Source organism: Pedomonas sp. V897, from assembly GCF_051304405.1.
In the GTDB taxonomy this organism is placed as follows: Bacteria; Pseudomonadota; Alphaproteobacteria; order Sphingomonadales; family Sphingomonadaceae; genus Pedomonas.
Genome location: NZ_JBPPGG010000001.1, coordinates 833527 through 859894 on the forward strand (window position 1 = coordinate 833527; position 26368 = coordinate 859894).

The 26368-nt window shown below is 70.3% G+C and carries 26 protein-coding genes; 20 read left to right on the forward strand and 6 right to left on the reverse strand.

Annotated elements, in window-relative coordinates:
- Nucleotides 1–56 precede the first annotated feature (56 nt).
- The gene (locus ACSJJU_RS04030; protein ID WP_435913905.1) at nt 57–1706 is read left to right on the forward strand and encodes a thiamine pyrophosphate-binding protein; all 1650 of its coding nucleotides are present in this window, start codon (nt 57–59) and stop codon (nt 1704–1706) included.
- A gap of 81 nt (nt 1707–1787) precedes the next feature.
- Nucleotides 1788–3290 carry an L-piperidine-6-carboxylate dehydrogenase gene (gene amaB / locus ACSJJU_RS04035; protein WP_435913906.1) on the forward strand — a complete coding sequence of 501 codons (1503 nt, stop codon included), beginning with the start codon at nt 1788–1790 and terminating at the stop codon, nt 3288–3290.
- 92 nt (nt 3291–3382) lie between these two features.
- Here the strand turns inward: amaB and ACSJJU_RS04040 are convergent, their stop codons facing one another.
- Entirely contained in the window at nt 3383–3907 is a 525-nt protein-coding gene (locus ACSJJU_RS04040; RefSeq protein ID WP_435913907.1) for an Lrp/AsnC family transcriptional regulator, read from the reverse strand.
- 101 nt (nt 3908–4008) lie between these two features.
- On the opposite strand from ACSJJU_RS04040, the gene ACSJJU_RS04045 reads away from it, so the two are divergent.
- From ACSJJU_RS04045 to ACSJJU_RS04060, 4 genes are all read left to right on the forward strand, one after another.
- Nucleotides 4009–5379: a hydrolase gene (locus tag ACSJJU_RS04045; RefSeq protein WP_435913909.1), complete on the forward strand. Its 1371-nt coding sequence runs from the start codon at nt 4009–4011 to the stop codon at nt 5377–5379.
- Nucleotides 5376–6479, forward strand: a complete 1104-nt coding sequence (locus ACSJJU_RS04050) for an arginine N-succinyltransferase (protein WP_435913910.1) — start codon at nt 5376–5378, stop codon at nt 6477–6479. The genes ACSJJU_RS04045 and ACSJJU_RS04050 overlap by 4 nt, the downstream gene beginning before the upstream one ends.
- On the forward strand, nt 6466–7947 hold the full coding sequence (gene astD / locus ACSJJU_RS04055; RefSeq protein ID WP_435913911.1) for a succinylglutamate-semialdehyde dehydrogenase: 1482 nt from the start codon (nt 6466–6468) through the stop codon (nt 7945–7947). The genes ACSJJU_RS04050 and astD overlap by 14 nt, the downstream gene beginning before the upstream one ends.
- A 185-nt stretch (nt 7948–8132) precedes the next feature.
- On the forward strand, nt 8133–9437 hold the full coding sequence (locus ACSJJU_RS04060; RefSeq protein ID WP_435913912.1) for an N-succinylarginine dihydrolase: 1305 nt from the start codon (nt 8133–8135) through the stop codon (nt 9435–9437).
- A gap of 161 nt (nt 9438–9598) precedes the next feature.
- Here ACSJJU_RS04060 and ACSJJU_RS04065 read toward each other — a convergent pair whose 3' ends face one another.
- Nucleotides 9599–10432, reverse strand: coding sequence for a universal stress protein (locus ACSJJU_RS04065; protein WP_435913913.1), 834 nt, complete (start codon nt 10430–10432; stop codon nt 9599–9601).
- Nucleotides 10433–10663: 231 nt separating this feature from the next.
- On the opposite strand from ACSJJU_RS04065, the gene cobA reads away from it, so the two are divergent.
- Genes cobA through ACSJJU_RS04090 form a run of 5 tightly spaced genes read left to right on the forward strand, consistent with a single transcriptional unit; the run spans nt 10664 to nt 14807 of the window.
- Nucleotides 10664–11518 carry a uroporphyrinogen-III C-methyltransferase gene (gene cobA, locus ACSJJU_RS04070; RefSeq protein ID WP_435913914.1) on the forward strand — a complete coding sequence of 285 codons (855 nt, stop codon included), beginning with the start codon at nt 10664–10666 and terminating at the stop codon, nt 11516–11518.
- 5 nt (nt 11519–11523) lie between these two features.
- Nucleotides 11524–11820, forward strand: a complete 297-nt coding sequence (locus tag ACSJJU_RS04075; protein ID WP_435913915.1) for a DUF2849 domain-containing protein — start codon at nt 11524–11526, stop codon at nt 11818–11820.
- 3 nt (nt 11821–11823) lie between these two features.
- Nucleotides 11824–13479, forward strand: coding sequence for a nitrite/sulfite reductase (locus tag ACSJJU_RS04080; RefSeq protein WP_435913916.1), 1656 nt, complete (start codon nt 11824–11826; stop codon nt 13477–13479).
- Nucleotides 13466–14017, forward strand: coding sequence for a DUF934 domain-containing protein (locus ACSJJU_RS04085; protein WP_435913917.1), 552 nt, complete (start codon nt 13466–13468; stop codon nt 14015–14017). Before ACSJJU_RS04080 ends, ACSJJU_RS04085 begins: the two co-directional genes overlap by 14 nt.
- 7 nt (nt 14018–14024) lie before the next feature.
- Nucleotides 14025–14807, forward strand: coding sequence for a phosphoadenylyl-sulfate reductase (locus ACSJJU_RS04090; protein WP_435913919.1), 783 nt, complete (start codon nt 14025–14027; stop codon nt 14805–14807).
- 52 nt (nt 14808–14859) lie between these two features.
- Here ACSJJU_RS04090 and ACSJJU_RS04095 read toward each other — a convergent pair whose 3' ends face one another.
- Entirely contained in the window at nt 14860–15486 is a 627-nt protein-coding gene (locus tag ACSJJU_RS04095; RefSeq protein WP_435914377.1) for a TetR/AcrR family transcriptional regulator, read from the reverse strand.
- 76 nt (nt 15487–15562) lie between these two features.
- Between ACSJJU_RS04095 and ACSJJU_RS04100 the strand changes: the two genes are divergently transcribed.
- Complete coding sequence (locus tag ACSJJU_RS04100) at nt 15563–16534, forward strand: alpha/beta fold hydrolase (protein WP_435913920.1); 972 nt, start codon at nt 15563–15565, stop codon at nt 16532–16534.
- A 284-nt stretch (nt 16535–16818) separates the two neighbouring features.
- On the opposite strand, the gene ACSJJU_RS04105 is transcribed toward ACSJJU_RS04100, so the two are convergent.
- Complete coding sequence (locus ACSJJU_RS04105; protein WP_435913921.1) at nt 16819–17343, reverse strand: hypothetical protein; 525 nt, start codon at nt 17341–17343, stop codon at nt 16819–16821.
- Nucleotides 17344–17564: 221 nt separating this feature from the next.
- Between ACSJJU_RS04105 and ACSJJU_RS04110 the strand changes: the two genes are divergently transcribed.
- Complete coding sequence (locus tag ACSJJU_RS04110) at nt 17565–17966, forward strand: type II toxin-antitoxin system PemK/MazF family toxin (protein ID WP_435913922.1); 402 nt, start codon at nt 17565–17567, stop codon at nt 17964–17966.
- Nucleotides 17967–18153: 187 nt separating this feature from the next.
- Complete coding sequence (locus tag ACSJJU_RS04115) at nt 18154–19014, forward strand: precorrin-2 dehydrogenase/sirohydrochlorin ferrochelatase family protein (RefSeq protein ID WP_435913923.1); 861 nt, start codon at nt 18154–18156, stop codon at nt 19012–19014.
- A gap of 196 nt (nt 19015–19210) precedes the next feature.
- Here the strand turns inward: ACSJJU_RS04115 and ACSJJU_RS04120 are convergent, their stop codons facing one another.
- The gene (locus ACSJJU_RS04120) at nt 19211–19423 is read right to left on the reverse strand and encodes a hypothetical protein (RefSeq protein ID WP_435913924.1); all 213 of its coding nucleotides are present in this window, start codon (nt 19421–19423) and stop codon (nt 19211–19213) included.
- A gap of 169 nt (nt 19424–19592) precedes the next feature.
- On the opposite strand from ACSJJU_RS04120, the gene ACSJJU_RS04125 reads away from it, so the two are divergent.
- The 6 genes from ACSJJU_RS04125 to ACSJJU_RS04150 all read left to right on the forward strand — a co-directional run bounded on the left by ACSJJU_RS04125 (nt 19593) and on the right by ACSJJU_RS04150 (nt 25746).
- Nucleotides 19593–20456 carry a class I SAM-dependent methyltransferase gene (locus ACSJJU_RS04125; RefSeq protein WP_435913925.1) on the forward strand — a complete coding sequence of 288 codons (864 nt, stop codon included), beginning with the start codon at nt 19593–19595 and terminating at the stop codon, nt 20454–20456.
- A 147-nt stretch (nt 20457–20603) separates the two neighbouring features.
- On the forward strand, nt 20604–20858 hold the full coding sequence (locus tag ACSJJU_RS04130; protein WP_435913926.1) for a helix-turn-helix domain-containing protein: 255 nt from the start codon (nt 20604–20606) through the stop codon (nt 20856–20858).
- Nucleotides 20858–22159, forward strand: coding sequence for a type II toxin-antitoxin system HipA family toxin (locus tag ACSJJU_RS04135; protein WP_435913927.1), 1302 nt, complete (start codon nt 20858–20860; stop codon nt 22157–22159). Before ACSJJU_RS04130 ends, ACSJJU_RS04135 begins: the two co-directional genes overlap by 1 nt.
- Before the next feature lie 86 nt (nt 22160–22245).
- A complete protein-coding gene (locus ACSJJU_RS04140) occupies nt 22246–23166 on the forward strand; it encodes a sulfite exporter TauE/SafE family protein (RefSeq protein WP_435913928.1) in 921 nt (306 codons plus the stop codon).
- Nucleotides 23166–23957 carry a TIGR02186 family protein gene (locus ACSJJU_RS04145; protein WP_435914378.1) on the forward strand — a complete coding sequence of 264 codons (792 nt, stop codon included), beginning with the start codon at nt 23166–23168 and terminating at the stop codon, nt 23955–23957. The genes ACSJJU_RS04140 and ACSJJU_RS04145 overlap by 1 nt, the downstream gene beginning before the upstream one ends.
- A 115-nt stretch (nt 23958–24072) precedes the next feature.
- On the forward strand, nt 24073–25746 hold the full coding sequence (locus tag ACSJJU_RS04150; protein WP_435913929.1) for an ATP-binding protein: 1674 nt from the start codon (nt 24073–24075) through the stop codon (nt 25744–25746).
- Nucleotides 25747–25823: 77 nt separating this feature from the next.
- On the opposite strand, the gene ACSJJU_RS04155 is transcribed toward ACSJJU_RS04150, so the two are convergent.
- Nucleotides 25824–26336 (reverse strand): lipocalin family protein, encoded by a 513-nt coding sequence (locus ACSJJU_RS04155; protein WP_435913930.1) that lies wholly within the window; start codon nt 26334–26336, stop codon nt 25824–25826.
- Between the last annotated feature and the right edge of the window lie 32 nt (nt 26337–26368).

The following is a 26368-nucleotide window of genomic DNA, read 5'->3' on the forward strand; positions in this document are numbered from 1 at the left end:
GGCGGCGCGCCAGTCTGCCGATTGACTCCGGCATAGCGGCATCGCACCACCGCCCTATGGCCGAAACTGTCCGCACCGCTGCGCAACGACTGGTCGACTGCCTCATCGCCCAGGGCGCAACCCATGCCTTCTGCGTGCCCGGCGAGAGCTACCTTGCCGTGCTGGACGCGCTCCACGACGTTCAGGACCGCATCCGTCTCATCACCTGCCGTCACGAGGCGGGCGCGGCCAACATGGCCGGCGCCTATGGCACCCTGACGGGGCGGCCCGGCATCTGCTTCGTCACCCGGGGCCCGGGCGCGACCCAGGCCGCCATCGGCGTGCACACCGCCCGGCAGGACTCCATGCCGATGATCCTGTTCATCGGCCAGGTGGCCCGGCGCGACCGGGACCGGGAAGCCTTTCAGGAGGTGGACTACCGGCAGATGTTCACCCCGCTCGCCAAGTGGGTGGCGGAGGTGGACGATCCCGACCGCATGGCCGAGTATGTGGACCGCGCCTATGCGGTCGCCATGAACGGCCGCCCCGGCCCGGTGGTGCTCGCCCTGCCCGAGGACATGCTGACCGAGCCGAGCGCCGGCACCGCCATCGGCCGGGTGGAGCCTGCCGTCGCCGCGCCCGCCCCTGCCTCCATCGAGCGGCTGCGGGTGCTGCTGGCGGAGAGCCGCCGCCCGCTGGTGCTGCTGGGCGGCAGCGGCTGGAGCGAGGAAGGCCTCGCCAGCCTCAAGATTTTCGTGGAGGCGAACCGGCTGCCGGTTGCCACCACCTTCCGGCGCAAGTCCCTGTTCGACAACACGCACCCCAACTACGCGGGGGACCTGGGCATCGGCCCCAACCCGAAGCTCGCCGAGCGGGTGCGGCAGGCGGACCTCCTGCTGGTGGTCGGCTCGCGCCTCTCCGAGATGACCACCAGCGGCTATACCCTCATCGAGCCGCCGGTGCCGCGGCAGCGGCTGATCCACATCCACGCGGACCCGAACGAGCTGGGCAAGGTCTACCAGCCGACCCTCGGCATCGCCGCCAGCCTCAATGAGGCTGCCCATGCGCTGGCGGCCGTGCGTGTTGTCAGCGCCCTCTGGGCGGAGGAGACCATGCGCGCCCACGCGGACTATCTGGAGTGGGTGAAGCCGGTGGCGGTCGAGGAGGGCGTGAACCTCGCCGAGGTGATGGCGCACCTCGACCGGGTTCTGCCGCCCGACGCCATTCTCACCAACGGCGCGGGCAACTTCGCCGCCTGGCTGCACCGGTTCTACCAGCACCGGCGATACCGCACCCAGCTTGCGCCCACCAGCGGGGCCATGGGCTACGGCGTGCCGGCGGCCGTTGCCGCCCGCATCGTGCACCCGGAGCGCACCGTCGTCTGCATCGCGGGCGACGGCGACTTCCTCATGTCCGGGCAGGAGCTGGCCACCGCCGCCCAGTATGGCGCCAACATCATCGTCATCATCGCCAACAACGGCGTTTACGGCACCATCCGCATGCATCAGGCGCGGGAGTATCCCGGCCGGGTCTCGGGCACGGTCATCGCCAACCCGGATTTCGTCGCGCTGGGGGCCAGCTTCGGCTGCCACGCGACGCGGGTGGAGCGCACCGAGGACTTCCCAGCCGCCTTCGAGGCCGCCCGGGCCAGCAACCGCCCGGCGCTCGTCGAGCTGATGGTGAGCCCGCGCCACATCGCGCCCAACAAGATCCTCACCGACCTTTGAATTTTCCCGCGATCTTTGCTTCCCTAGGCAGCAACAGATCCCTGTCAGATCCCAGCCAGATCCCGGAAGGAGCAGACAACCATGGTGGACGTGACCGGTTACCTCGATGCGATGGGCGTGCCGCGCAGCCTCTATGCCGAGGGCGATCTCGTCGCCCGCTCGCCCATCGACGGCAGCGAGACCGGCCGCCTGAAGATGGACACGCCCGCCGCCGTTGCCGGGAAGATCGGCCAGAGCGTCGAGGCCTTCCGCGCCTGGTCGCGGGTGCCGGGCCCGGTGCGCGGCGAGCTGGTGCGCCGCCTGGGTGACGCCCTGCGCCGCCACAAGGAGGCGCTCGGCCGCCTCGTCACCGCCGAGAGCGGCAAGCCCCTCTCCGAAGGGCTGGGCGAGGTGCAGGAGATGATCGACATCTGCGACTTCGCCGTCGGCCTCTCCCGCCAGCTTTACGGCCTCACCATCGCCTCGGAGCGCGCCAACCACCACCTGCGGGAGATGTGGCACCCGCTGGGGCCGGTGGGCATCATCTCGGCGTTCAACTTCCCCGTCGCCGTGTGGTCGTGGAACGCGGCGCTGGCGCTGGTGTGCGGCGATTCCATCCTGTGGAAGCCCTCGGAGAAAACCCCGCTGACCGCGCTGGCCGTGCAGCACCTCATGGAGACCGTGGCGAGCGATTTCGAGCACGCCCCGAAGGGCCTCTCCCAGCTCCTCATCGGCCGGGCGGACGTGGGCGAGGCGCTCACCTCCGATCCGCGCGTGCCGCTCATCTCCGCCACCGGCAGCACCCGCATGGGCCGGGCCGTGGCGCAGACTGTCGCCGCCCGCCTCGGCCGCACGCTGCTGGAGCTGGGCGGCAACGCCGCCACCATTGTCTGCCCGTCGGCGGATCTGGAGCTGGCGGTGCGGGCCGTGGCCTTCGGCGCGGCGGGCACCGCCGGCCAGCGCTGCACCACCCTGCGCCGCCTCATCGTGCATGAGAGCGTCTACGACGCGCTGGTGCCGCGCCTGAAGACGGCGTTTGCCTCGCTCCCCATCGGCGATCCGCTCGACGCGAAGAACCTCATCGGCCCGCTCATCGACGAGGCGGCGAGGGAGGCGATGAAGCGCGCGCTCGACCAGGCGAAGGCCGAGGGCGGCGTGGTAACCGGCGGCGAGCGCCTCGATCGGGTTGCGGGCGGCGTCTATGTCGCCCCGGCGCTGGTGGAGATGCCCGCCCAGACCGCAATCGTGCGGGAGGAGACGTTCGCGCCCATCCTCTACGTGCTGCGCTACACCGACTTCGAGGAGGCGATCCGCCTCCAGCGCGACGTGCCGCAGGGCCTCTCCTCCTCCATCCTGACGACGGACATGCGCGAGGCGGAATACTTCCTCTCGGCGCAGGGCAGCGACTGCGGCATCGCCAACGTCAACATGGGCACGAGCGGGGCCGAGATCGGCGGCGCGTTCGGCGGCGAGAAGGAGACCGGCGGCGGCCGCGAATCCGGCTCGGACGCCTGGAAGGCCTACATGCGCCGCCAGACCCAGACCATCAACTACGGCCGCGACCTGCCGCTGGCGCAGGGCGTGAAGTTCGAGATCGACGCCTAAGGCCGGGGCTTCGCCTTCGGGGCCGGGGCTTTGCTTTTAACGCCAAGGGGGGCTTACCCCCCTTGGCAATCCCCCTTTCGTGTTTCCCCCTTTCATTCCCTCTTGCCCGGCGTGCCGCCCTCGATCGGATAGCCGGTGAACCGCTTCACCTCGGCCATGCGGATGAGAGAGGTGATCTTGGCGACGCCGTAGTCGCCCGCCAGCAGCGCATCCGCCAGCCGGCGCCAGGCGTTGATGTCCGGCACCGCCACCTTCAGCAGATAGTCGAAATGGCCCGAGACCTGCGCGGCCTCCACCACCGCCGGCAGCGACTCCATCGCCTGCTCGAAGCGGGCGAAATCCTGCGGGTGGTGGCTGGAGAGGGTCACCTCCGCAAACACCACGACGGTCGGCGCAACCCGCTCGATGTCGATGGCGGCATGGGCACCGAGGATCAGCCCTGCCGCCTCCAGCCGCCGCACCCGGGCGAGGCAGGCGCTGGGCGACAGATTCACCGCTTCCGCCAGCGCCTGGTTGGTGATCCGGGCGTTCTGCTGGAGGGTCTGGAGAATCCGGCGGTCGAGGGCATCCAGCGCCAGGCCGTGGTGGGCCGGGCCATGGTGGGAAGATCGGGTCATATTATTACTCATACACCGAATTTTCTGCGGCGAGAAGCGCAGCCTTTCGTAACCCTTGCGGCAGCAGGCGTGACATTATCCAAGCCGAAAGGACTATGACCATGACACGCCCGATCCCGGACTCGACGATCACCGAACCGACGATCCCGGACTCGACGATCCCGGACTCGACGATCACTGGCTCGACGATCACTGGCTCCCCGGTCTCCGGCACGACCGCGCGCCTCGACGCCCGGGAGCAGGCCGCGCTGGACTGGATCGACCGCCAGGGCGACGCCATGCTCGACACCGTGCGCCAGTGGAGCGCCCTCAACTCCGGCAGCCGCAACCTGCCCGGCCTTGCCCGCATGGCGGAGGAGCTGACGCGCGCCTTCGCGCCGCTGGGGGGCGACCTGCGGCTGGTGGACCCCGCTCCGGCCCACGCGGTCACCGCCGACGGCCAGCTAGCGCCGCTGGAGCATGGCCGCATCCTGCGCCTCACCAAACGGCCGGACGCGCCGGTGCGGGTTCTGCTCGCCGGGCACATGGACACGGTGTTCGCGCCCGACCACCCGTTCCAGACGCCGCGCGCGCTGCGCCCCGGCATCCTCAACGGGCCGGGGGTCGCCGACATGAAGGGCGGCCTCCTTGTCATGCTCCATGCCCTCCTCGCCTTCGAGCGCAGCCCGTGGGCCGACCGGCTGGGCTACGAGATCGTCATCAACGCGGACGAGGAAATCTCCTCCCTCGGCTCCGCCCCCGTGCTGGCGGAGGCGGCGCGCTCGGCGGACCTCGGCCTTGTCTACGAGCCCGCCATGGAGGACGGGCGGCTGGCGGGCGCGCGCAAGGGCATCGGCACCTTCAGCATCGTGGCGGAGGGACGCTCCGCCCACGCCGGGCGCAACCCCGGGGAGGGGCGCAACGCCGTGCTCGCCGTGGCGGACGCCTTCGTGCGGCTGGCCGGCCTCACCGGCACGCGCGAGGGGCTGACCGTGAACGTCGCCCGCATGGAGGGCGGCGCGCCCACCAATGTGGTGCCCTCGGGAGCCGTCGGCCGGTTCGAGATCCGCGTCGCCACCCACGCGGACATGCACTGGGCGCAAGCGGAGGCGGAGCGCATTCTGGCCGACGTCGCCGCCGCCCGGGAGGTGACGCTGACGCTCCACGGCCGCTTCAACCGCCCGCCCAAGCCGATGGACGAGCGGCAGGCCGCCCTGTTCGCGGCCGTGCGCCTGTGCGGCGAGGATCTGGGCCTGCCGATCCAGTGGGCGGCAACCGGCGGCTGCTGCGACGGCAACAACCTCGCTGCCGAGGGACTGGCGGTGGTGGACACGCTCGGCGTGCGCGGCGGTGCGATCCACTCGGCCGACGAGTATCTCGTCACCGAAAGCCTGGTCGAGCGCGCCCGGCTGTCCGCGCTGCTGCTGATGCGGCTGGCCTCCGGCGCGCTGCCGGTGCCGCCCCGGGGCGAGCGGGCGGGAGGGCGCCCATGACCGTCACGCCGCGCGAAAGACGGACCGCGCCCGGCACCGGGCAGGTGCATAACGGGGACGCCGGGGACACCGCCCTGCGCGTGCGCATGGCCCGCCTGGAGGATGTGGACGCCCTCTACCAGCTCTCGCTCAAGACCGGCGGCGGCTTCACCAACCTGCCGCCCAACCGGGAGGACCTCGCCCGCCGGGTCAACGCCAGCGTCTCGGGCCTGTCGCGCCGGGACGCCGGGGAGGCGCCGGCCGGCGAGCTGTTCATGCTGGTGCTGGAGGACGCCGCCAGCGGCTCGGTGTTCGGCACCGCCAGCCTGTTCACCCGGCTGGGGGTGGAGTGGCCGTTCTACAGCTACCGCATCAACCGCCTGTCCCAGACCTGCAAGGAGCTGGGCAAGTCCCTCACCTCCGACGTGCTGCATCTGGTCAACGACTTCGACGGCTGCTCGGAGGTGGGCGGGCTGTTCCTGGAGCCGGAGCGGCGCGCCGCCGGAGCCGGGCGGCTGATCGCCCGCAGCCGCTACCTGTTCATCGCCGCCCACCGCGACCGCTTCGCCGCCAGGATCATCGCCGACCTGCGCGGCTACCAGGCGGAGGACGGCAGCTGGCCGTTCTGGGAGGGGCTGGGCCGCCACTTCTTCGACATGGAGTTCGAGGACGCGGACCGGTTCAACAGCCTGCACGGCAACCAGTTCATCGCCGACCTCATGCCCAAGTATCCCATCTACGCCCGCCTGCTGCCGCCCGCCGCGCAGGCCGCCATCGGCCGCCCGCACCGGGACGGGGAGCGGGCCTTCGCCCTGCTGGCGGAGGAAGGCTTCCGCTACGAGGGCTACGTGGACATCTTCGACGGCGGGCCGACCGTCGTCGCCTACGTCGATGACCTCAAGGCGGTGAAGGACCACCACCGCTCGGAGGTGGCGGACGTGCGGCCGCTGGACGGGGAGACCTGCCTCGACTGCCTCGTCGCCGTCGGCCGGGGGCCGGACTTCCGCGCCGCGCGCGGGCGGCTGGAACTTCTGCCCCACAACGCCGTGATGGTGGACAACGCCCTTGCCGCCGCCCTCGACCTCACCCCAGGCATGGAGATCCTGCATGTCACCTTTTGACAAGACCGGCGCGCCCGCCCCCCGGGCCGACCAGGCGGGCCTTGACGCCGGCGAGATCCTCGTCTCCACCAACCCCGCCACCGGCGAGGCGGTGTGGCGCGGCACGGCCGCGACCGGCGCGCAGGTCTCCGCCGCCATCGCGGCGGCCCGCAGCGCCTTTCCCGACTGGGCCCGCCGCCCGTTCGAGGAGCGGGCCGCCATCGCCACCACCTACGCCGAGCGCATGCGCGAGCGGAAGGAGGAGCTGGCCCGCCTGATCGCGCAGGAAACCGGCAAGCCGTTCTGGGAGGCGCTGACGGAGATCGACAGCGTGGCGGCCAAGGTGGACATCTCCATCCGCGCCTATCACGAGCGCACCGGCACCCGGGTGCAGGAGACGGGCGGGATGCGCCAGCGCGTCGCCCACAAGCCCCACGGCGTGCTGGCGGTGCTGGGGCCGTACAACTTCCCCATGCATCTGGCCAACGGGCACATCGTCCCCGCCCTGCTGGCGGGCAACACCGTGGTGTTCAAGCCGAGCGAGGAGACTCCCGCCTGCGGCCTCGCCATGGCCGAGGTGTGGCAGGAGGCCGGCCTGCCGGAGGACGTGCTGAACGTGGTCGTCGGCGCGGCGGCCACCGGCCGGGCGCTCGCCGGGCACCCGGACATCGACGGCCTGCTGTTCACCGGCTCCATGCCGACGGGGCTGGCGCTGCACCGCCAGTTCGCCGAGACGCCGCACAAGATCCTGGCGCTGGAGATGGGCGGCAACAACCCGCTCGTCGTGTGGGGAACGGGCGACGCGGAGGCGGCGGCCCATGTCATCGCCCAGTCCGCCTTCCTGTCGGCGGGCCAGCGCTGCACCTGCGCCCGCCGCCTGATCCTGCCCGCGGGCGAAGAGGGCAACCGGGTGCTGGACGCGCTGGTGGCGGTCACCGAGCGGCTGATCGTCGGCGCGCCGTTCGACGAGCCCCAGCCGTTCATGGGCCCGGTCATCAACCGCAACGCCGCCCGCCGCCTGCTGGCGGCGCAGGACGGCCTGCTGGCCGCCGGCGGCAAGCCGGTGAAGCTGATGACCCGCCCGGTCGAGGCGCGGCCGTTCCTCACCCCCGGCATCATCGACATCACCCACGTCTCCACCCGGGCGGACGAGGAGCACTTCGGCCCGCTGCTTCAGGTGATCCGCGTCACCGACTTCAGCGCCGCGCTCGACGAGGCCAACGCCACCCGCTACGGCCTGGCGGCCGGGCTGATCAGCGACGACGAGGCCCTCTACACCCGCTTCTGGGCCGAGACCCGCGCCGGGGTGCTGGCGTGGAACCGGCCGACCACCGGGGCCGCCTCCGCCTCGCCCTTCGGCGGGGTGGGCCTCTCCGGCAACCACCGGCCGAGCGCCTGGTACGCGGCCGACTACTGCGCCTTCCCCGTCGCCAGCCTGGAGCAGGACACGCCGGGCGCTCCCATCCGCACCGGGCTGAGGTCCACCTAGGATGCGGTTTTCTCTTCCTGCAGGGGGCGCGGCCCCCTGCACCCCGTTCGTTTTTCCGGCCGTGTTTCCGGAGAGCCCTTGAGGACGGACGCGGCCCTTCGAATCGAAAGGGAAGTTGCCAGGAGGGTCTGCAACCCTCCTGCCTTGGAAACCCGGGAAACTGACCACCAACACGCGAGCGCACCATGACCACGGTCGAGATCAACTTCGACGGCCTCATCGGCCCCACCCACAATTACGCCGGTCTCAGCCTCGGCAACGTGGCCTCCGCCGCCAATGCGGGCGAGGTCTCCGCGCCCCGGCAGGCCGCGCTCCAGGGGCTGGCCAAGATGAAGCGGCTGATGGATCTGGGGATTCCCCAGGGGGTTCTGCCGCCGCAGGAGCGCCCGCACGTGCCGGTGCTGCGCGCGCTCGGCTTCGACGGTTCGGACTCCGCCGTGTGCGCCGCCGCCTGGGCGGCGGACCCGGCCCTGTTCCGCAACGCCTTCGCGGCCTCCGCCATGTGGACCGCCAACGCCGCCACCGTCTCGCCCAAGCCGGACACGGCGGACGGGCGCATCCATCTGACCGTCGCCAACCTGGCCTCCATGGCCCACCGCTCGCTGGAAGCGCCGGAGACGGAGCAGTGGCTGCGCCTGGCCTTTTCCGACGAGGCCCACTTCTGCGTGCACCCGCCGCTGCGTTTCGGCGTCCATTTCGGGGACGAGGGCGCGGCCAACCACATGCGCCTGGCGCCCGCCCACGGCGCGCCGGGCGTCGAGGTGTTCGTCTATGGCGAGGACCGGGGCGGCCGCTTCCCCGCGCGCCAGCGCCGGCGGGCGAGCGAGGCGGTGGCACGGCTGCACGGGCTGGACCCGAAGCGCACCCTGTTCGTCGCCCAGTCCGACGCGGCGATCCAGGCGGGGGCCTTCCACAACGACGTGGTGGCCGTGGCCAACGAGCATGTGCTGTTCGCCCACGAGCACGCCTTCGAGGACAAGGGCGCGTTCTACGCCGCGCTGGAGGAGGCGCTGCCGGGCGTGGTCATCATCGAGGTGCCGGCGAACGAGGTGGGGCTGGAGGATGCCATCCGCACCTACCTGTTCAACTCCCAGCTGATCAGCCTGCCGCCCGAGGGCCGCGAGCCGGGCAGCATGGCGCTGGTGATGCCGCAGGAGTGCCGGGAGAACCAGCGCGTGTGGAGCTACGTGGAGAAGCTGCTGGCCGCCGACAACCCGATCCGCGAGGCCATTGTCATCGACGTGCGCGAGAGCATGCGCAATGGCGGCGGCCCCGCCTGCCTGCGTCTGCGGGTGCAGGCGGACGCGGCGGCCTTCGCCGCCATCGACCGCCGCTTCCTGCTGGACGAGGCGCTGTGGGAGCGGCTGTGCCGCGTGGTGGAGCGGCACTGGCCCGAGCGCATCACCGCCAGCGACATTGGCAACCCCGCCCTGTGGGACGAGGTCCGCGCCGCCCGCCGCGCCCTCCTCACCGAAATGCGCCTGGCGTGAGGGGTCTCGTTTTCCAGGCGGAAGGGCTCAGGCCGTGACGCACGGAAACACGGCCCGATGCCTCGCCTTGATTCTGAAAAGGCCGACAGGCGCGCACAGCCTGTTAAAAAAATCGGGAGTGCAGAGGGTCCGAGACCCTCTGCGAAAAAAATCTTCCCCCCTCAGTGGGAGAGGAGGATGGGGATGGTGGCGTTGGCGAGGACGTCGCGGGTGGCGCCGCCCAGCAGCATTTCCCACATGCGCGAGTGGCCGTAGGCGCCCATCACCAGAAGGTGCGCGCCCCGGTCGCGCGCGAAGCCTTGCAGCACCTCGCCGATGGAGCGGCCTTGGCTGTCCAGCCGGTGGACGCTGACGTTGCGCACATGGCGGGAGAGGTGCGCCGCCAGCCCCGCGCCCGGCTCCTCGCCGTGGCCGTCGTCGCTGGGCACGGCGTCCACGGTCACGATGTCCACCTGGGCGGCGGCGGTGATCAGGTCCATGGCGTCGTGCACCGCCCGCACCGCCTCGCGGCTGGCGTTCCAGCCGACCGCCACCTTCTCCAGCGGCAGGTGCGCGTGCTCCGGCACGATGAGGATCGGCCGCCCCGACTGGAACACCACGTTCTGCACGATGCGGTCCCACAGGCGCCCGTCGCCGAAGGCGCTGCGGTGGCCGATCAGCACCAGATCGGCGTAGCGGGCGTGCACCACCGCATCCATGGGCAGGATGTCCATGTCGACGATGATGGTGCGTACCTCGAAGGCGATGCCCGCCGTCTCCAGCCGCCTGCGCACCCGGGCGCAGACCGCCTCCGCCGCCTCGGTCTGGCGGCCCACCTCGGTCTGGTAGGCCTCGTAGATGACCGTGCCGAGCAGATATTCCTGATACAGCGGCACGCCCGCGCACACCACGGCGGTGAGGTGGGCGCTGCTGGCCCGGGCCAGTTCGACGGCAAATTCGAGGGCAGGCGACTCCGCTCCGTTTTCGCCCAGCAGAATGAGAATATCCTTCGGCACGGCTGACTCCCTGTCTGTCTGGCCCTGTCTGTCTGGCCTGTTGGCGCGGCCCGTCCGGCGGCCGGGGCAGGTCACGCTGCGCTCCTCAAGGTAACGCACCAGCCCCCGTGGCAGGCCAACGATTTTCGCCCTTTCGCATCCCAAGTTGGACTACGGCAGGGCCAAGAAAACCTCGTTTGCGATCAGACCCGCTTGAAGCCAGTTTACGCCCCACGAATTCAGGAGAGAACCATGGAGCGGTGGCTGGGCCCTGCGGCTAACCGTCACTTCGGCGTATCGAAATCCCCGCCGCGCAGAGAGGCGCCGGCGCAGGGCCGTGTCGTTCTTGTGGGCGGCGGCCCGGGCGACCCGGACCTGCTGACCGTGAAGGCGGTGAAGGCGCTGCGCGATGCCGAGGTGGTGGTCTACGACGGCCTGATCGCCCCCCGCATTCTCGAACTCGCCAATCCGCTGGCCGAGCGCATCTGCGTCGCCAAGGCCCGCTCCCGCCACACCATGCGGCAGGAGGACATCAACGCGCTGCTCGTCGCCAAGGCCCGCGCCGGCTACCGGGTGGCGCGGCTGAAGGGCGGCGACCCGTTCGTGTTCGGCCGGGGCGGCGAGGAGGTGGAAGCCTGCCGCGAGGCCGGCATCGACGTGGAGGTGATCCCCGGCATCACCGCCGCGCTCGGCTGCGCGGCCGAGAGCCTGCTGCCGCTGACCCATCGCAACCACGCCAGCGCCGTCACCTTCGTGGCGGGCCAGTGCAAGGGCCTCTCCGACCAGGACTGGCGGGGCCTTGCCGCCCCGGGGCGCACGCTGGTGATCTACATGGGGCTGGCCGCCGCGCCCGCGATCGCCGCCAAGCTGATGGAGGACGGCCTCGCGCCGGACACCCCCGCCGCCGTGCTGGAAGGCGGCACCCGGCTGGACGCCCGCACCTTCCGCACCACCCTTGCGGACCTGCCCGGCACCCTCGCCCGGCACGGGGTGCGCAGCCCTGCCCTGCTGGTGGTGGGGGAAGTGGCGGCGCTGGCGGTGGAGCGGCCCGAGGCCCTCGCCCCCTTTGTTCCCGAAAATCTCGACCTGCTGATTCCCGCGGAGTGAGTTGTATGCCGCAAGTGCTGACCGCCTATCATGTTTCCACCGGCGACGTGGTGTACTGGGCCGGCAACGAGGCTGGCCGCCCGCGCTGGACCCGCGACGTGCGCGAGGCCCTCGTGTTCGAGGACGCGACGGAAGCGGAGGCGGCGGGCGCGCGCGACACCGCCGCGCAGATCGTGATGGACCACTACCCCATCGATGTGGAGCTGAGGGACGGCAAGCCCTGGCCGGTGCGCTACCGCGAGGTGGTGCGCGCCACCGGCCCTTCGGTGCGCCCCGACCTCGGCAAGCAGGCGGAGTTCTGAGCCATGTACCAGTATGACAATTTCGACCAGGCGATGCTGGACGCCCGCATCGAGGAGTTCAGCGATCAGGTCGCCCGCCGCCTCTCCGGCGAGCTGACGGAGGAGCAGTTCAAGCCGCTCCGGCTGATGAACGGCATCTACCTCCAGATGCACGCCTACATGCTGCGCGTGGCCATTCCCTACGGCACGCTGGATGCGCAGAAGCTGCGCGGCCTGGCCCACGTGGCCCGCGCCTACGACAAGGGCTACGGTCACTTCACCACCCGCACCAACATCCAGTTCCACTGGCTGAAGCTGGAGCAGGCGCCGGACGCCCTGCGCGCGCTGGCGCAGGTGGGGCTGCACAGCATCCAGACCTCGGGCAACTGCATCCGCAACATCACGACGGACCAGTTCGCCGGCGCCAGCGCCGACGAGGTGTGCGACCCGCGCATCTGGGGCGAGGTGCTGCGCCAGTGGTCCACCTTCCACCCCGAGTATTCGTTCCTGCCGCGCAAGTTCAAGATCGCCATCAGCGCCTCGGCGCAGGACCGCGCCGCCGTGCAGTGGCACGACGTGGGGCTCTACATCGTCCGCAACGAAGCGGGCGAGACCGGCTTTCGCGTGCTGGCGGGCGGCGGCATGGGCCGCACGCCGATTCTGGGCAAGACGGTGCGCGAGTTCCTGCCGCAGGAGCACCTGCTGACCTATCTGGAAGCGCTGCTGCGCGTCTACAACCGCTACGGCCGCCGCGACAACGCCTTCAAGGCCCGCATCAAGATCCTCGTCCACGAGATCGGCATCGAGACCTTCCGCGCCGAAGTGGAGGCCGAGTGGCAGGAGGTGCTCAAGGTCTGGCAGCCGCTCGACCTGCGCGAGGTGGAGCGCATCGCCCGCCACTTCGCGCCGCCGCCGTTCGAGGCCCTTCCCTGGCAGGATGCGGGCTTCGAGGCGGCGCGCGCGTCCGACCCCGACTTCGCCGCGTGGGTGGAGACGAACGTGCACCCGCACAAGGCCCCGGGCTATGCCATCGCCACCATCAGCCTGAAGGCGACGGGCGAGACGCCGGGCGACATGTCCGCCGACCAGATGGACGCGGTCGCCGACATCGCCGAGCACTTCTCCTTCGGCGACGTGCGCGTGACCCATGAGCAGAACCTGGTGCTGCCGCACGTGAAGAAGGCCGATCTCCACACGGTCTACACCCGGCTGAAGGCGCTGGGTCTGGCGACGCCCAACCACGGGCTCATCACCGACATCATCGCCTGCCCCGGCCTCGACTACTGCTCGCTGGCCAACACCCGCTCCATCCCGGTGGCGATGGACCTGCAACGGCGCTTCGCCGACATCGCGCGCCAGCGGGACATCGGCGAGCTGAAGATCAAGATCTCCGGCTGCATCAACGCCTGCGGCCACCACCATGCGGGGCACATCGGCATTCTCGGCGTCGACAAGCGCGGCGAGGAGAATTTCCAGATCACGCTGGGCGGCTCGGGCGCGCAAGACGCCTCGCTCGGCAAGATCATCGGCCCGGGCTTCGACTACGAGGGCGTCATCAACGCCGTCGAGACCATCGTCGACACCTACCTGGCGATCCGCGCGCCGGGCGAGCGGTTCCTCGACACCTGCCGCCGGGTCGGCATCCAGCCCTTCAAGGAGGCGGTCTATGGCCAGAATTGAGATCAAGCGGCAGGTCCAGCACGAGACGACCGCCGGCGTTCTGGAGGTCGAGGGCCAGCTGGAAATCCGCCTGCGGGACGACGAGGCGCTCACCTGGTCCCTGGTGGCGGACGACGCCCCGCTGCCCGAGGGCGGCAACGTGGTCGTCAGCCTCAGCCGCCTGCCCGAGGCGGCGGCGGACCCGCGCGTCGCCCACCTCGGCGTGCGCATCCAGGCGGGCGAGGACGTGCGCAAACTCGCGCCCTACCTCTCCCGCATCCGCCTCGTCGAGCTGGAGTTCCCCAAGTTCCGCGACGGGCGCAACTATTCCTCCGCGTCCATCCTGCGCCAGCAGTTGAAATACACGGGCGAGATCAAGGCGGTGGGCGACGTGCTCGCCGACCAGCTGTTCTTCATGGTCCGCTGCGGCATCGACTGTCTGGTGCTGCACCCGAGCGTCCGGGAGGAGACCGCGCGCCGGGCGCTGGAGCGGTACCCCTATGTCTATCAGCAGGCCAGCGACGGACGCCGGCCGATCTGGTCCCTCAGGAATGGATGAGGTGGAAATGACCGACTTCACCGCGCTGAACGATGCCGACACCGGCACCGACAGCCTGGACAGCGTGGCCGCGCCGCGCTTCACGCAAGCCTTCGCCGACGCGCTGAACCAGCGCTTCGACCGGGTGCCCGCCGCGCAGATGCTGCGCGAGGTGCTGACCGAGGTGCTGCCGGGTCAGGTGTCGATGGTGTCGTCCTTCGGCACGGAGTCGTCCGTGCTGCTGCATCTGGTGGCCGGGGCGGACCCGACCGTGCCGGTGATCTTCATCGACACGCTGCGCCTGTTCCCCGAGACCCTGCGCTACCGCGACCAGCTGGTGCAGCTGCTGGGCCTGACCGACGTGCGGACCTACGAGCCGCTGCCCGAGAAGCTGAAGGAGGCGGACCCCAAGTTCCTGCTGTGGTCGCACGACCCGGACGCCTGCTGCGCCGTGCGCAAGGTGGAGCCGCTGGCGCGGGCGCTGGTGGGCGTGGAGGCATGGATTTCCGGCCGCAAGGCGTTCCAGGCCAGCACGCGCGCCAACATCCCGCTGTTCGAGATCGCCGACGGCCGCCTCAAGATCAACCCGCTCGCCCGCTGGACCCGCGAGGATCTGCTGGCCTACATGGACCAGTACAACCTGCCGCGCCATCCGCTGGAGAAGGACGGCTACCTCTCCATCGGCTGCATGCCCTGCACCACCCCGGTGCGCCCCGGCGAGGACCCGCGCGCGGGCCGCTGGCGCGGCTGGGACAAGACGGAATGCGGCATCCACCTGCCGCTGAAGCCGGGCTCGGAACCGGTGTTCTGAGACACGCTGGCCGGGCGGGGACGCAGCGGAGGCGGCGGACGGACACCAGCCGTCAGGAGCCGCCGGACCCTCCCCGCCCCGCCGGAAAGCGGGCGGCAACGCCCGCGACCACATCCTCGATGATCTCCTGCAGCTCCGCCGGCGTCGCCCCGTCCCGCGCCTGAATGGACATTCCCTGAAGGACGGCCGCCAGATGCCGCGCAAGCCTGTCGAGAACGCGCGGCCCGGCATGGGGGCGCAGCGCCTCGGCAATCCGCTCGCGCATGGCATTGCGCCGCAAGGCCGCGTCGCGGGCCAGCGCCGTGTGATCGGGATGGCAGGCCACGAGGCCGCTGGAGATCATGCATCCGCGCTCCCGCCCGGGATGCGTCACGGCCCGCATCGCCCCCTCCAGCAGCACCCGCACTCCCTCGGCCAGCGATGCCGCCGACTGGATGGCCGCCACGTCGATCGCGCCGAAGTGCTTCTCGTAGTGGTCGAGCACCTCGGCATAGAGCCCGGCCTTGCTGCCAAAGGCCGCATAGAGGCTCGGCGGCGCGATGCCGATCGCCCTGGTGAGGTCGCCGATCGACACCCCCTCGTACCCATGCCGCCAGAACAGCCGCATCGCCGTCTCGACCGCCTGCCGGCGGTCGAAGCTCCAGGGCCGGCCGCCACGGGATTTCCGCTCGTGTTCCATACCGATCACTAAACAACCTTGACAGGCCAAGTCAAGGCGGGATTATTAGTGATCACTAAACAACCGGATGCGAACCATGGACCAGACGAGACGCACCTTCCTCACCGGTGTTGCCGGCTGCGCCGCCCTTGCCGCAGCGGGCACCCCCGCGATGGCTCGCGCGCCGTCCGCCTCCCCCGCCCCGGCCGGCCACGGCACGCCCCGGCCCGCGCGCGAGCCGTTCCGCGCCCGCTCGGCGGACGGAACCCTGCTGACGGGCGAGGCTCAGGGCCCCGCCGGCGCGCCGGAGATCCTTTTCATTCACGGCCTGCGGCAGAGCCGCATGAGCTGGGAGAAGCAGTTCGCCGATCCGGCGCTGGCAGGCTTCCGCCTCGTCGCCTTCGACCTGCGCGGCCACGGGGATTCCGACAAGCCCTCCGGCCCCGACGCCTACGCGGACCCGGACCGCTGGGCGGACGACATCGCCGCCGTGCTCGACGCCGCGGCGCTGCGCCGGCCGGTCCTCGTGGGCTGGTCGCTCGGCGGTTATGTGGCCGGGGCCTATCTCCGCAGGTACGGCGGCGACCGGGTTGCGGGCATCAATCTGGTTGCCGCCGTCACGCGCCTGGCACCGGATCTGTTCACCGAGGAATCGGCGGCGTTCACGCGCACCACCACCTCGCACGACCTTGCCGAGCGCACCACGGCGACGGCGGAGTTCCTGGCCGCCTGCTTCCACCGGCCGCCGGGCGAGGCGGAGATGCAGCGCATGCTGGTCATCAACGGCATGACGGCCCGCGCCGTGAACGAGGGCCTCAACCAGACCCGGACCACGGACCTCGAGCCGGTCTTCCGGGCCTATGCGGGGCCGATCCTGCTGACGCACGGCGCGCACGACCGGCTGGTCCGCCTGGCGATGTCGGAGCGGATCAAGGCCATTCACCCGAACAGCCGGCTTTCGCTGTTCTCCGGCAGCGGCCACAGCCCCTTCTACGAGGAGCCGGAGCGCTACGGGCAGGAACTCGCCGCGTTCGCGGCCTCGGCCTCGGCCTCGGCTGTCAGGGGCTGAGCCGCTCCGCACCCGCGTGCGGGACGGGAGCACATCAGCCGGCGGGGCATGCAGCGGGAGATCCGGCCGCCACATGCCCCGCAATCGCCCGTAGAGGCACCCTGGAGCGCCGAAACGGACCTGGGCGGTATCTACTAGCCGAAATAGGCAAAAACCTCTCTTTGGGCGTTTAAACCCCCGTAGCGTCGATTTCACGTTCTGCGGGAAATCGCGCCCGGACGTTCAATTTCTTGTCAGGGCTTGCTTCTTGTCAGGGCTTTCCGGGCGGCCCGGCGCTACCGGTCCTACCAGCGCTCCATCCGCTCCACCCGGTCGAGGTGGCCGAAGTAATCCGACCCGCCGAAGCTGCCGCGCCAGTCGCTGTAGCGGGAGGGGGCGTAGCCATAGCCATAGGGGCCATAGCCGTAAGGGGCATAGCCGTAGGGGGCATAGTAGGGATCGTAGCGGTTCATGTTCCGCTCGTAGAGGATCGACGCGCCCACCGTGGCGGACTTGCCCACCGGCGCGATGACGGACGTGGCCACGCCCCGCGCGCCGCCCGTTCCCACCATCATCGAGGCCTCGCCCCGGATGCGCCGCTCCCCGTCCCCGGGCGCCAGCCCGCTGAGGCCGAGAAACGCGCGCCGGTCGCCCTCCGCCTCGATCGCGGCCTTGTCCTCCGGCGTCAGGGTGTAGACGGTGCCGCCATCTGTTGCCTCATCCGCCGCTGCCTCGTCCGCCGCCAGCGCCGCAGGGGTGCCAAGCGGCGCGGCCAGACCGCACAGCAGCAGAAGCGGAAGCCGGAGCAGGGCCGTGCGGGCGTCGATCATGGAATGTCTCCGGCTGGGGGTTGGAGGGCTGGGGGTTGGAGGGCTGGGGGTTTGGACTGGGGCTTGGCCCGCAAGGCTGGGCCCGCCCCGCGCTAATGTCAACGAATTGGTGCGAACCGCCTCCGGCCGGGCGCTTGCTCCGCGACCCGGGATTTTGTTACACTGACGTTATATTTAATCAAAACATCTTATAATTTCTATTTCAAATCAGGATCTTGAACTTGACCGTCGAAACCCATCCGCTGCCGGGGACCATCGTGCGCGTGGACCTGAACGAGGGCTTTCGCCCGCCGGAAATGTGCAAGCGGCGGCCGTGCATCGTCCTGTCGCCGCCGCTGCCTGACCGCCCGCAGCCCTGCACCGTGGTGCCGCTGAGCACGACCGCACCGAAGCGCGTCCATGCCCACCACATGAAGATTCAGTTCGCCCCTTGCCTGCCGCCGCCTTACGACAGCCCGGAAATGTGGGTGAAAGGCGACATCGTGCTCACCGTTGCCTTTCACAGACTAAGACTGCTCTTTACGCGCAAAGTTGATGGCAGACGTGTCTATGATATACGCGTATTAGAACCTCAAGTATTTCAATCCGTTAAAGCGCGCGTCAGGGCGGGCCTCGGCCTGTAATACTTGACGCAACAGGCAAAGAGCACTACCAATGTCCTGTCGCCGGTTCGTCCGGCATTTAAGTCCAGCGAATGCTGGCCGCTACTTCGAGGTGATGACAAACCTGTTGTAGTGTCTGAGAAGCCCCGCTCCGGCGGGGTTTTTCTTTTGGATGCAGCGTGCGCCGGGCTTCGCTAGAGTGCGGGTCATGCGCGTTCTGCCTCTCAGCTTCGACATTCAAGACAAGCCGGTGCTCGTGGTGGGCGCGGGCGACATGGCCGAGGCCCGGGCGCGGCTGGTGGCGGCGGCGGGCGGCCGCCCGGTGCGCCTCGACCCCGATGCGCCCGATGCCCCCGATGCGCCCGATGCCCCCGATACACTGGAGGGCGCCCTGTCCCGCACCCCTGCCGCCGGCCATGCGCCCATCGCCTTCGTGGCGGTGGCGGAGCGCGATCAGGCCGGGGCGTGGGCGGCGCGGCTGCGCGCACGCGGGTTCGCGGTCAACGTGATGGACCGGCCGGAGCTGTGCGACTTTCAGGTGCCCGCCCTCATCGACCGGGGGACGGTCAGCATCGCCATCGCCACCGGCGGCCGCTCCGCCTCGCTCGCCAAGGCGCTGCGGGAGCGGCTGGAGGCGTGGCTGCCGCCCCGGCTGGGCGCGCTCGCCGACGCCATCGCCCGCAAGCGCGCCGACGTGGCCCGCTGCCTCCCGGCGACGGAGGCCCGGCGCGCCTTCTGGGACCGGCTGCTCGCCCCCGGCGGCGCGCTCGACCCCTTCGGCGACGCGCCGGACCCGGACTCGGCCATCGACGCCGCCCTTGCGGAGACCACCGCCCCCGCCGCCGAGCAGCGCGAGCTGGTGCTCGCCAGCCCCGACCCGGAGGACCTGACCCTGCGCCAGCTCCGCCTTCTCCAGCGCGCGGATTACATCCTGCACGACCCGGCCCTGCCGCCCGCCCTGCTCGACCGGGCGCGGCGGGACGCCGTGCGCCTGCCGCTGCCCGGCGACGCGCCCGCACCCGCCGGCATTTCGGGCGTGGTGCTGCGGATCAGGCTCGCCGGTTTCTGACTGTCCTTCTGATGTCGACATGTTCTTGCAGGAGGGACTTGGTCCCTCCTGCACCTCCCGTTCGATTGACAGGGCCGTGGTTCCGGAGCGCACGGGAAACGCGGCCCGAAAACGAACGGGGGATTCAAGGGGGTCCGAGACCCCCTTGAGCCTCTGAAATGCGTGAAATGCCCCGCTCCCCTGGAACCGGGATCCCCTAGAACTGGCGGGGCGGCAGCGGCTCGCCCCGGATGAGCGTGACGAGGTGGGCCCCCAGCACGAACAGCACGATCAGGCCCAGCAGCTGGATGACATCGGCCGAGACGAGGGGCACCCGCCCCAGCGTGCGCGGGCGGCGCGTGGCGATGTTGGCCCAGAGCGTGATGACCGCCGCAATCACCAGCCCCGCGACGGTGGTCTGCCAATCCATGGTTTGCGCCTTCGCCTCGATCCGTTACCTTACCCCCAAGCCAACAGCATGTTCCGCGGCGCCTGGCAACAGGCGCGCGGCGGAAACCAGAGGGGAAACACGCCAGCCGCGCCGCTGCACGATTGAGGGGGCGAGCGCGCGCCCGGCGTCAAGGGGAGAAGTTGTGCCAATGCGTCAGACAGCCATCACGGTGCTGCTTGCAGCAGCGTTCCTCGGTGCCGCAGCGCCGGTTCAGGCCGGAGCAGCCCAGAACGGAGCGGCCCAGAACGGAGCGGCCCAGACCGCCGCGACCAGCGCCAGCGTGAGCGCGGCGCTCGATGCCGCCATCGCCGGGGCGCACCGCAGCCCGGAGAACCGGGGGCGTGACGCCCATCGCCACCCGAAGGAGACGCTCACCTTCTTCGGCCTGCAACCGGGCATGACGGTGGTGGAGATCACGCCCGGCTCGGGCTGGTACACCGAGATCCTCGCGCCGGTGCTGAAGGCCCAGGGCCGGCTCATCGCCGCCCACGGCGACCCCAACGGCGGCACCTACAGCCGCCGCGCGCTCGGCGGCTTTCTGCTGAAGCTGGCCTCCAACCCGGAGGTCTACGAGAAGGTGGAGGTGGCCACCTTCAACCCGGCCAAGGGCATTCTCGACGTTGCCCCGGGCAGCGCCGACATGGTGCTCACCTTCCGCAATGTCCACAACTGGGTGGGCGCCGGCACGGCCGAGACCGCCTTCAAGCTGTTCTTCGCGGCGCTGAAGCCGGGCGGCGTGCTGGGCGTGGTGGACCACCGCTGGCCGGAGGACCGGGAGTCCAACCCGGCCTCGGGCTACCTGAAGGAATCCGAGGTGATCCGCCTTGCCGAAAGCGCGGGCTTCAAGCTGGCGGCGAAGTCGGAGATCAACGCCAACCCGAAGGACACCCGGGACTATCCCCAGGGCGTGTGGACCCTGCCGCCCACCTTCCGCGAGGGCAACGTCAACCGCGGCCGCTACGCCGCCATCGGCGAATCCGACCGCATGACCCTCAAGTTCGTGAAGCCGTAAGGCGCGCGCGGGGCTGCCGGCCAGGCCGCCCCGCCGCTTTATGCGCCAGATCCGATATCCCGATTTTATCGGACTTGGCGCATAAACCATATTTATGCGCTCATTCCGATATTGACGATTTATCGGAAATAGCGCATAAGACGGGCCATGATGGATCTAACCCGCACACCGCAGCACCTCGGCACGCTGATCCGCCGCGCCCGCAAGAAACAGGGGCTCAGCCAGGCGGAGCTGGGCGCGCGCTGCGGCTTCCGGCAGGAGACCATTTCCCTCGTCGAGAACGGCAGCCCCGCCACCCGACTCGATACCCTGCTCGCCATCCTGGCCGCGCTGGAGCTGGACCTGTTCGTCGGCGGGCGCCCGGAGACCTCCAGCTTCGACATCGAGGATCTGCTCGGCTGATGGCCCGCCGCCGCCAGAGCATCGACCTGTGGGTCTACCTTGGCAACCGGCTTGTCGGCACGCTGCACAAGGCCGCCAGCGGTGCGGTCTCGTTCCGCTACGACGGAGCATGGCTGGCAACGGAGGATGCGCTGCCGGTCTCCCTCTCCCTGCCCCTGCGCGAGGAGCCATGGCGCGGCGAGCCCGTGACCGCCGTATTCGAGAACCTGCTGCCGGACTCCATCGACCTGCGCCGTCAGGTCGCCGAGCGGGTGGGGGCGAGGGGCACGGATGCGGTCAGCCTGCTGGCGGCCATCGGGCATGACTGCGTCGGCGCGCTGCGGTTTCTCCCGGCGGACACGCCGCCGGCCGATCCGGCGGGCATCACCGGCGAGCCGCTGACGGAAGACGCCATCGCGCGCCTGCTGAACGGCCTTGCCCGCGCCCCGCTGGGGCTGGGGCCCGATGACCCCTTCCGCATTTCCATCGCGGGCGCGCAGGAGAAGACCGCGCTGCTATGGCACGAGGGGCGCTGGTGGAAGCCGCACGGCGCCACGCCCACCACCCACATCCTCAAGCCGCCCATCGGCCTGCTGCCGGACGGACGCGACCTTTCGGACAGCGTGGAGAACGAGTTCTACTGCCTGAGGCTCTGCGCCGCCTTCGGCCTGCCGGTGGCGCGGGCGGAAATACACGCCTTCGGCAACACCAAAGCGCTGGTGGTGGAGCGGTTCGACCGGCGCTGGAGCCCGGACGGCCGCCGCCTGCTGCGCCTGCCGCAGGAGGACTGCTGCCAGGCGCTCGGCACGCCGCCCGGGCGCAAATACCAGAATATGGGCGGGCCGGGGCTGGTGGACATCCTCACCCTGCTGCGCGGCAGCGAAACCCCCGCCGAGGACCAGAAAACCGTGCTCAAGGCGCAGTTTCTGTTCTGGCTGATGGGCGCGACGGACGGCCACGCCAAGAACTTCAGCCTCCACCTCGGCCGACGCGGCCGCTTCCGCCTGACCCCACTCTACGACATTCTCTCGACCCAGCCCCTGCATGACGCAGGGCAGCTTTCACGCCGCGAGATGCAGCTCGCGCTCTCGGTCGGGAACAACACCCATTACCGGCTGGACGAAATCTGCGGGCGGCACTTCCTGCAAACCGCAACAGCGGCGCGGGTGCCCGCGCACCTGATGCAGGAGGCGATGGACGAAGTCATCGCCGCTGCGAAGCGGGCGCTCGACGAGACCGCCGCCCGACTGCCGCCGGGATTCCCGGCGCGCATTCCCGATTCCATCAGCCGCGCCCTGCGCGCCCGCCTCGGCCGGCTCTGAGCCGGAGAGGCCGCCGCTTTGCCCCTCGACGGCCGCAATTCTCCGGTTTAAGTCAGCAGAGCGGGGTAGGGGTTGGAACAGCCGAGATGGATATTTATCTGCCCATTGCCGAAATGTCGGTGAATGCCTTCGTCATTATCGGCTTCGGCGCGGTGGTGGGCTTCCTCTCGGGCATGTTCGGCGTGGGCGGCGGATTCCTCACAACACCGCTGCTCATCTTCTACGGCATCCCCCCCTCCGTCGCGGTGGCCTCCGCCGCCACCCAGATCGCAGGCTCCTCCGTCTCCGGCGTGCGCTCCCACTGGCGGCGCGGCGGCGTCGACCCCAAGATGGGCGGCGTGCTCATCGTCGGCGGCCTCGTCGGCTCCACGCTCGGCTCCTTCATCTTCAAGGCGCTGAAGGCGGTCGGCCAGATCGACTTCATCATCCAGCTGCTCTACGTGCTGATCCTCGGCGTCATCGGCGGGCTCATGCTCATCGAATCCGTGGGCGCCCTCGTGCGCGCCCGCAGCGGCGAGGCGCCGCCCCCGGCGCGCAAGCGGCACCACGGCCTGCTCCACCGCCTGCCCTGGCGCATGCGCTTCCCCCGCTCCGGCCTCTACATCAGCCCGCTGGCGCCGCTGGCGCTGGGCGCGGGCGTGGGCATGCTCACCGCCATCATGGGCGTGGGCGGCGGCTTCATCCTCGTGCCCGCCATGATCTACCTGCTGGGCGTCTCCACCAGCGTGGTGGTGGGCACCTCGCTGTTCCAGATCATCTTCATCTCGGCGGCCGTTACCGTGCTGCACGCCATCAACACCCAGAGCGTGGACATCCTGCTCGCCATCCTGCTGCTGGTGGGCGGCACGGTCGGCGCGCAGCTGGGCGCGCAGTTCGCCCAGCGGCTCGGCGGCGAGAAGCTGCGCGTGGCGCTCGGCCTGCTGGTGTTCCTCGTCTCGGCGCGGCTGGCGGTGGAGCTGATGATCCGCCCGAGCGAGCTGTTCACCGTGGTGGAGGGCCTGGCGTGATGCGGCGGCTGGCGGCCCTTCTCCTGCTGCTCACGGCGCTCGGGGCCGGGCTCGCCGCGCTTCCCGGCGCGGCGGTGGCCCAGCAGCGCTCAGGGCCGCGCCTCATCACCGACCTCTCCCAGAGCCGGGTGGACATCGAGTACACCTTCGCCGGGGCGGACATCCTGCTGTTCGGCGCCATCGACCGCGCCTCCGCCCTGCGCGACCGGCCGCTCGACCTAATCGTCGTGGTGCGCGGCCCCTCCTACCCGCTCACCGTGCGCAAGAAGGAGCGGGTGGCGGGCGTGTGGCTCAACACCCGCTCGGTGCGGTTCCTCACCGCGCCCAGCTACTACGCCCTCGCCAGCACCCGGCCGGTGGAGGAGCTGGTGGACGAAAAAACAGCGGCCATCTACGAGTTCGGCATCGCCAACCTGCACTTCTCGCCCGCCTCCACCGAGCGCAGCGCCCGCGAGATCCAGGAATTCCAGCAGGGGCTGGTGGATCTGCGCCAGCGCGGCGGCCTCTACGTGGAAGATCCCGGCAGCATCAAGGTGGTGGAAGGGGTGCTGTTCCGCGCCCGCGCCCAGCTGCCCGGCGACGCGCCGGTGGGCGAATACATCGCCTCGGTGTTCCTGGTCTCGGAAGGCAAGGTGCTCGCCACCACCTCGGTGCCGCTGACGGTCGGCAAGACCGGCTTCGAGCAGGCGGTCTACACCTTCGCCGTCAACCACGGCCTCGCCTACGGCCTGCTGGCGGTGGTCATCGCGCTCGCCTTCGGCTGGGGCGTCGCCGCCATCATGAAGCGCTGAGGCCGGTCGCGGGGAATCACGGCGGCTTGACCGGCCGGAAGGGGCTTAACCGACTGGAAGGAACTGGCGGCCTACGCTCACGGCCCGGATCTTCCGCCGCGAGAAGGATGCCGCCATGACCTACGCCACCTCCGATTTCCCCGCCGCGGAGCCCCCGGCAGGAGCGCGCCACACGGCGATCGGCCGGGTCATCAGCGTCTCCGGCGACACCGCGACGGCCGCGCTGGACCGCCGCGCCCTCGCCCGCCTCGCCGCCAGCGACGACATCACCCTGCAAACCGCCGGACAGGTGGGCGCCCCGGTCAAGATGCCGGTGCGCGGCCACTGGGTGGTGGCCAACATCCGCGCCATCCGCCTCAGCGACCGGCGGCTCCAGGACGACGCCGACCTCCCCTTCGTCGCCGAACTGGACTTCCTCGGCGAGGCCGTCGCCGACTCCCCCGACCCGGAGGAGGGCGGGATGCGCGATTTCCGGCGCGGCGTCAGCCACCATCCGGCGCCGGGGAGCGCGATCCACCCGGTCCGCGCCGCCGACCTCGAGGCCATCTACGCCGCCCACGACCGGGCCCATGTGGTGCTGGGCGCGGTCTACCCCACCGACCACGTGCGGGCGGCGCTGTTCATCGATCCGCTGCTCTCCCGCCACTTCGCGCTGCTTGGCTCCACCGGCACCGGCAAATCCACCGCCGCCGCCCTGCTCCTGCGGCGCATCATCGAGCAGACCCCCCACGGCCACATCCTGATGCTCGACCCCCACGGCGAATACGCCGCCGCCTTCGCCGACGTGGGGCAGGTCTACGACGTCTCCAACCTGCACCTGCCCTACTGGCTGATGAACTTCGAGGAACATGTGGAAGTGCTGGTGGGCCCGCGCACGCCCGAGCGCGAGGCGGACGTGGACGTGCTCGGCCGCTGCCTGCTGGCGGCGCGGCAGAAATCCCGCCTCGCCGCCACCGGCGCGCGCGTGACCGTGGACACGCCCGTGCCCTATCCGCTCGCCGAGCTGCTCAACCAGCTTACGGTGCAGATGGGCAAGCTGGACAAGCCCGAGAAGATCACCCCCTTCCTCCGCCTCAAGACCAAGCTGGAGGAGTTGAAGGCGGACCCGCGCTACAGCTTCATGTTCTCCGGCCTCCAGGTGAACGACACGCTGGCGGCCCTGCTCTCCGAGATGCTGCGCATGCCCGCGCACGGCCGGCCCGTCTCCATCCTCGACCTCTCCGGCGTGCCCTCGGACATCACCAACGTGGTGGTCGCCCTCATCGCCCGCCTCGTCTTCGACTTCGCCGTGTGGACGCCCCAGACGGACCGCCGCCCGATCCTGCTCGTCTGCGAGGAAGCCCACCGCTACGTGCCCGCCGAACGGCTCGACACCTTCGGCTCTGCCCGCAAGAACCTGGAGCGCATCGCCAAGGAGGGCCGCAAGTACGGCGTCGCGCTCGGGCTGATCTCGCAGCGGCCGTCCGACCTCTCCGAGGCCGTGCTCTCCCAGTGCGGCACCATCATCTCCATGCGCCTCAACAACGAGCGCGACCAGACCTTCGTGCGCTCCGCCATGTCGGAAGGCGGACGCGGCCTGCTCGACACCATCCCCGCCCTGCGCAACCGGGAATGCATCATCTGCGGCGAAGGCGCCGCCGTGCCCATGCGCGTGCAGATCGACACCCTCGCGCCCGAACACCGCCCCGCCTCCGACGACCCGGTGTTCTCCGCCAGCTGGAGCACGCCCGGCCTCGGCCTCGCCACCATCGAGCCCACCGTCACCCGCTGGCGCAGCCAGCGGCGGTAGGGGGGGTTATTCTGACGGGAGGTTTTTTGCAGGGGTCTCGGACCCCCCTGCAAAGACTCCCTTAAAGTCCCTTCCCCCTACTTCGCGGAGGGGAACTCGGCCTCTGCCTGCGGGGTGAAGATGATTTTCGACGTGTCGAAGCCGCGCTGGTGGGCGAAGCCGAGCCATTCGGTGCGTTTGGCGGCTGGCATGGTCGGCGTGCGGGAGAGCAGCCAGAGGTATTTGCGGTCGGGCGTGCCGACGAGGGAGGTGGTGTAGTCCGGGTCGAGGCGGAGGACCCAGTAGTCGCCCTTGGTGAAGGGGATCCAGCGCAGTCCGGCGGGCAGGAAGCTGACTTTCAGTCGGGCGTTGGTGGCATCGACCGGCCGCGCCTCGCCGACGGCTTCCTCCGCCTCGCCCTTTTCGTTGATGTTGCGGTTGACGACGCGCAGGGAGCCGTCCTCGTTCAGCGCGTAGTGGGCGGTGACGTTGCGCGCGCCCGGGTCTTCATGCTCGAACGGCAGGCGGGCGATCTCGTACCAGGTGCCGAGATAGCGCCGGATGTCCACGTGCTCGACCGTTGCCAGTCCGGTGTCCTGCGCTGCGTCCATGTCGTCTCTCCCTGAGTGTTCAGGGAGAGAAC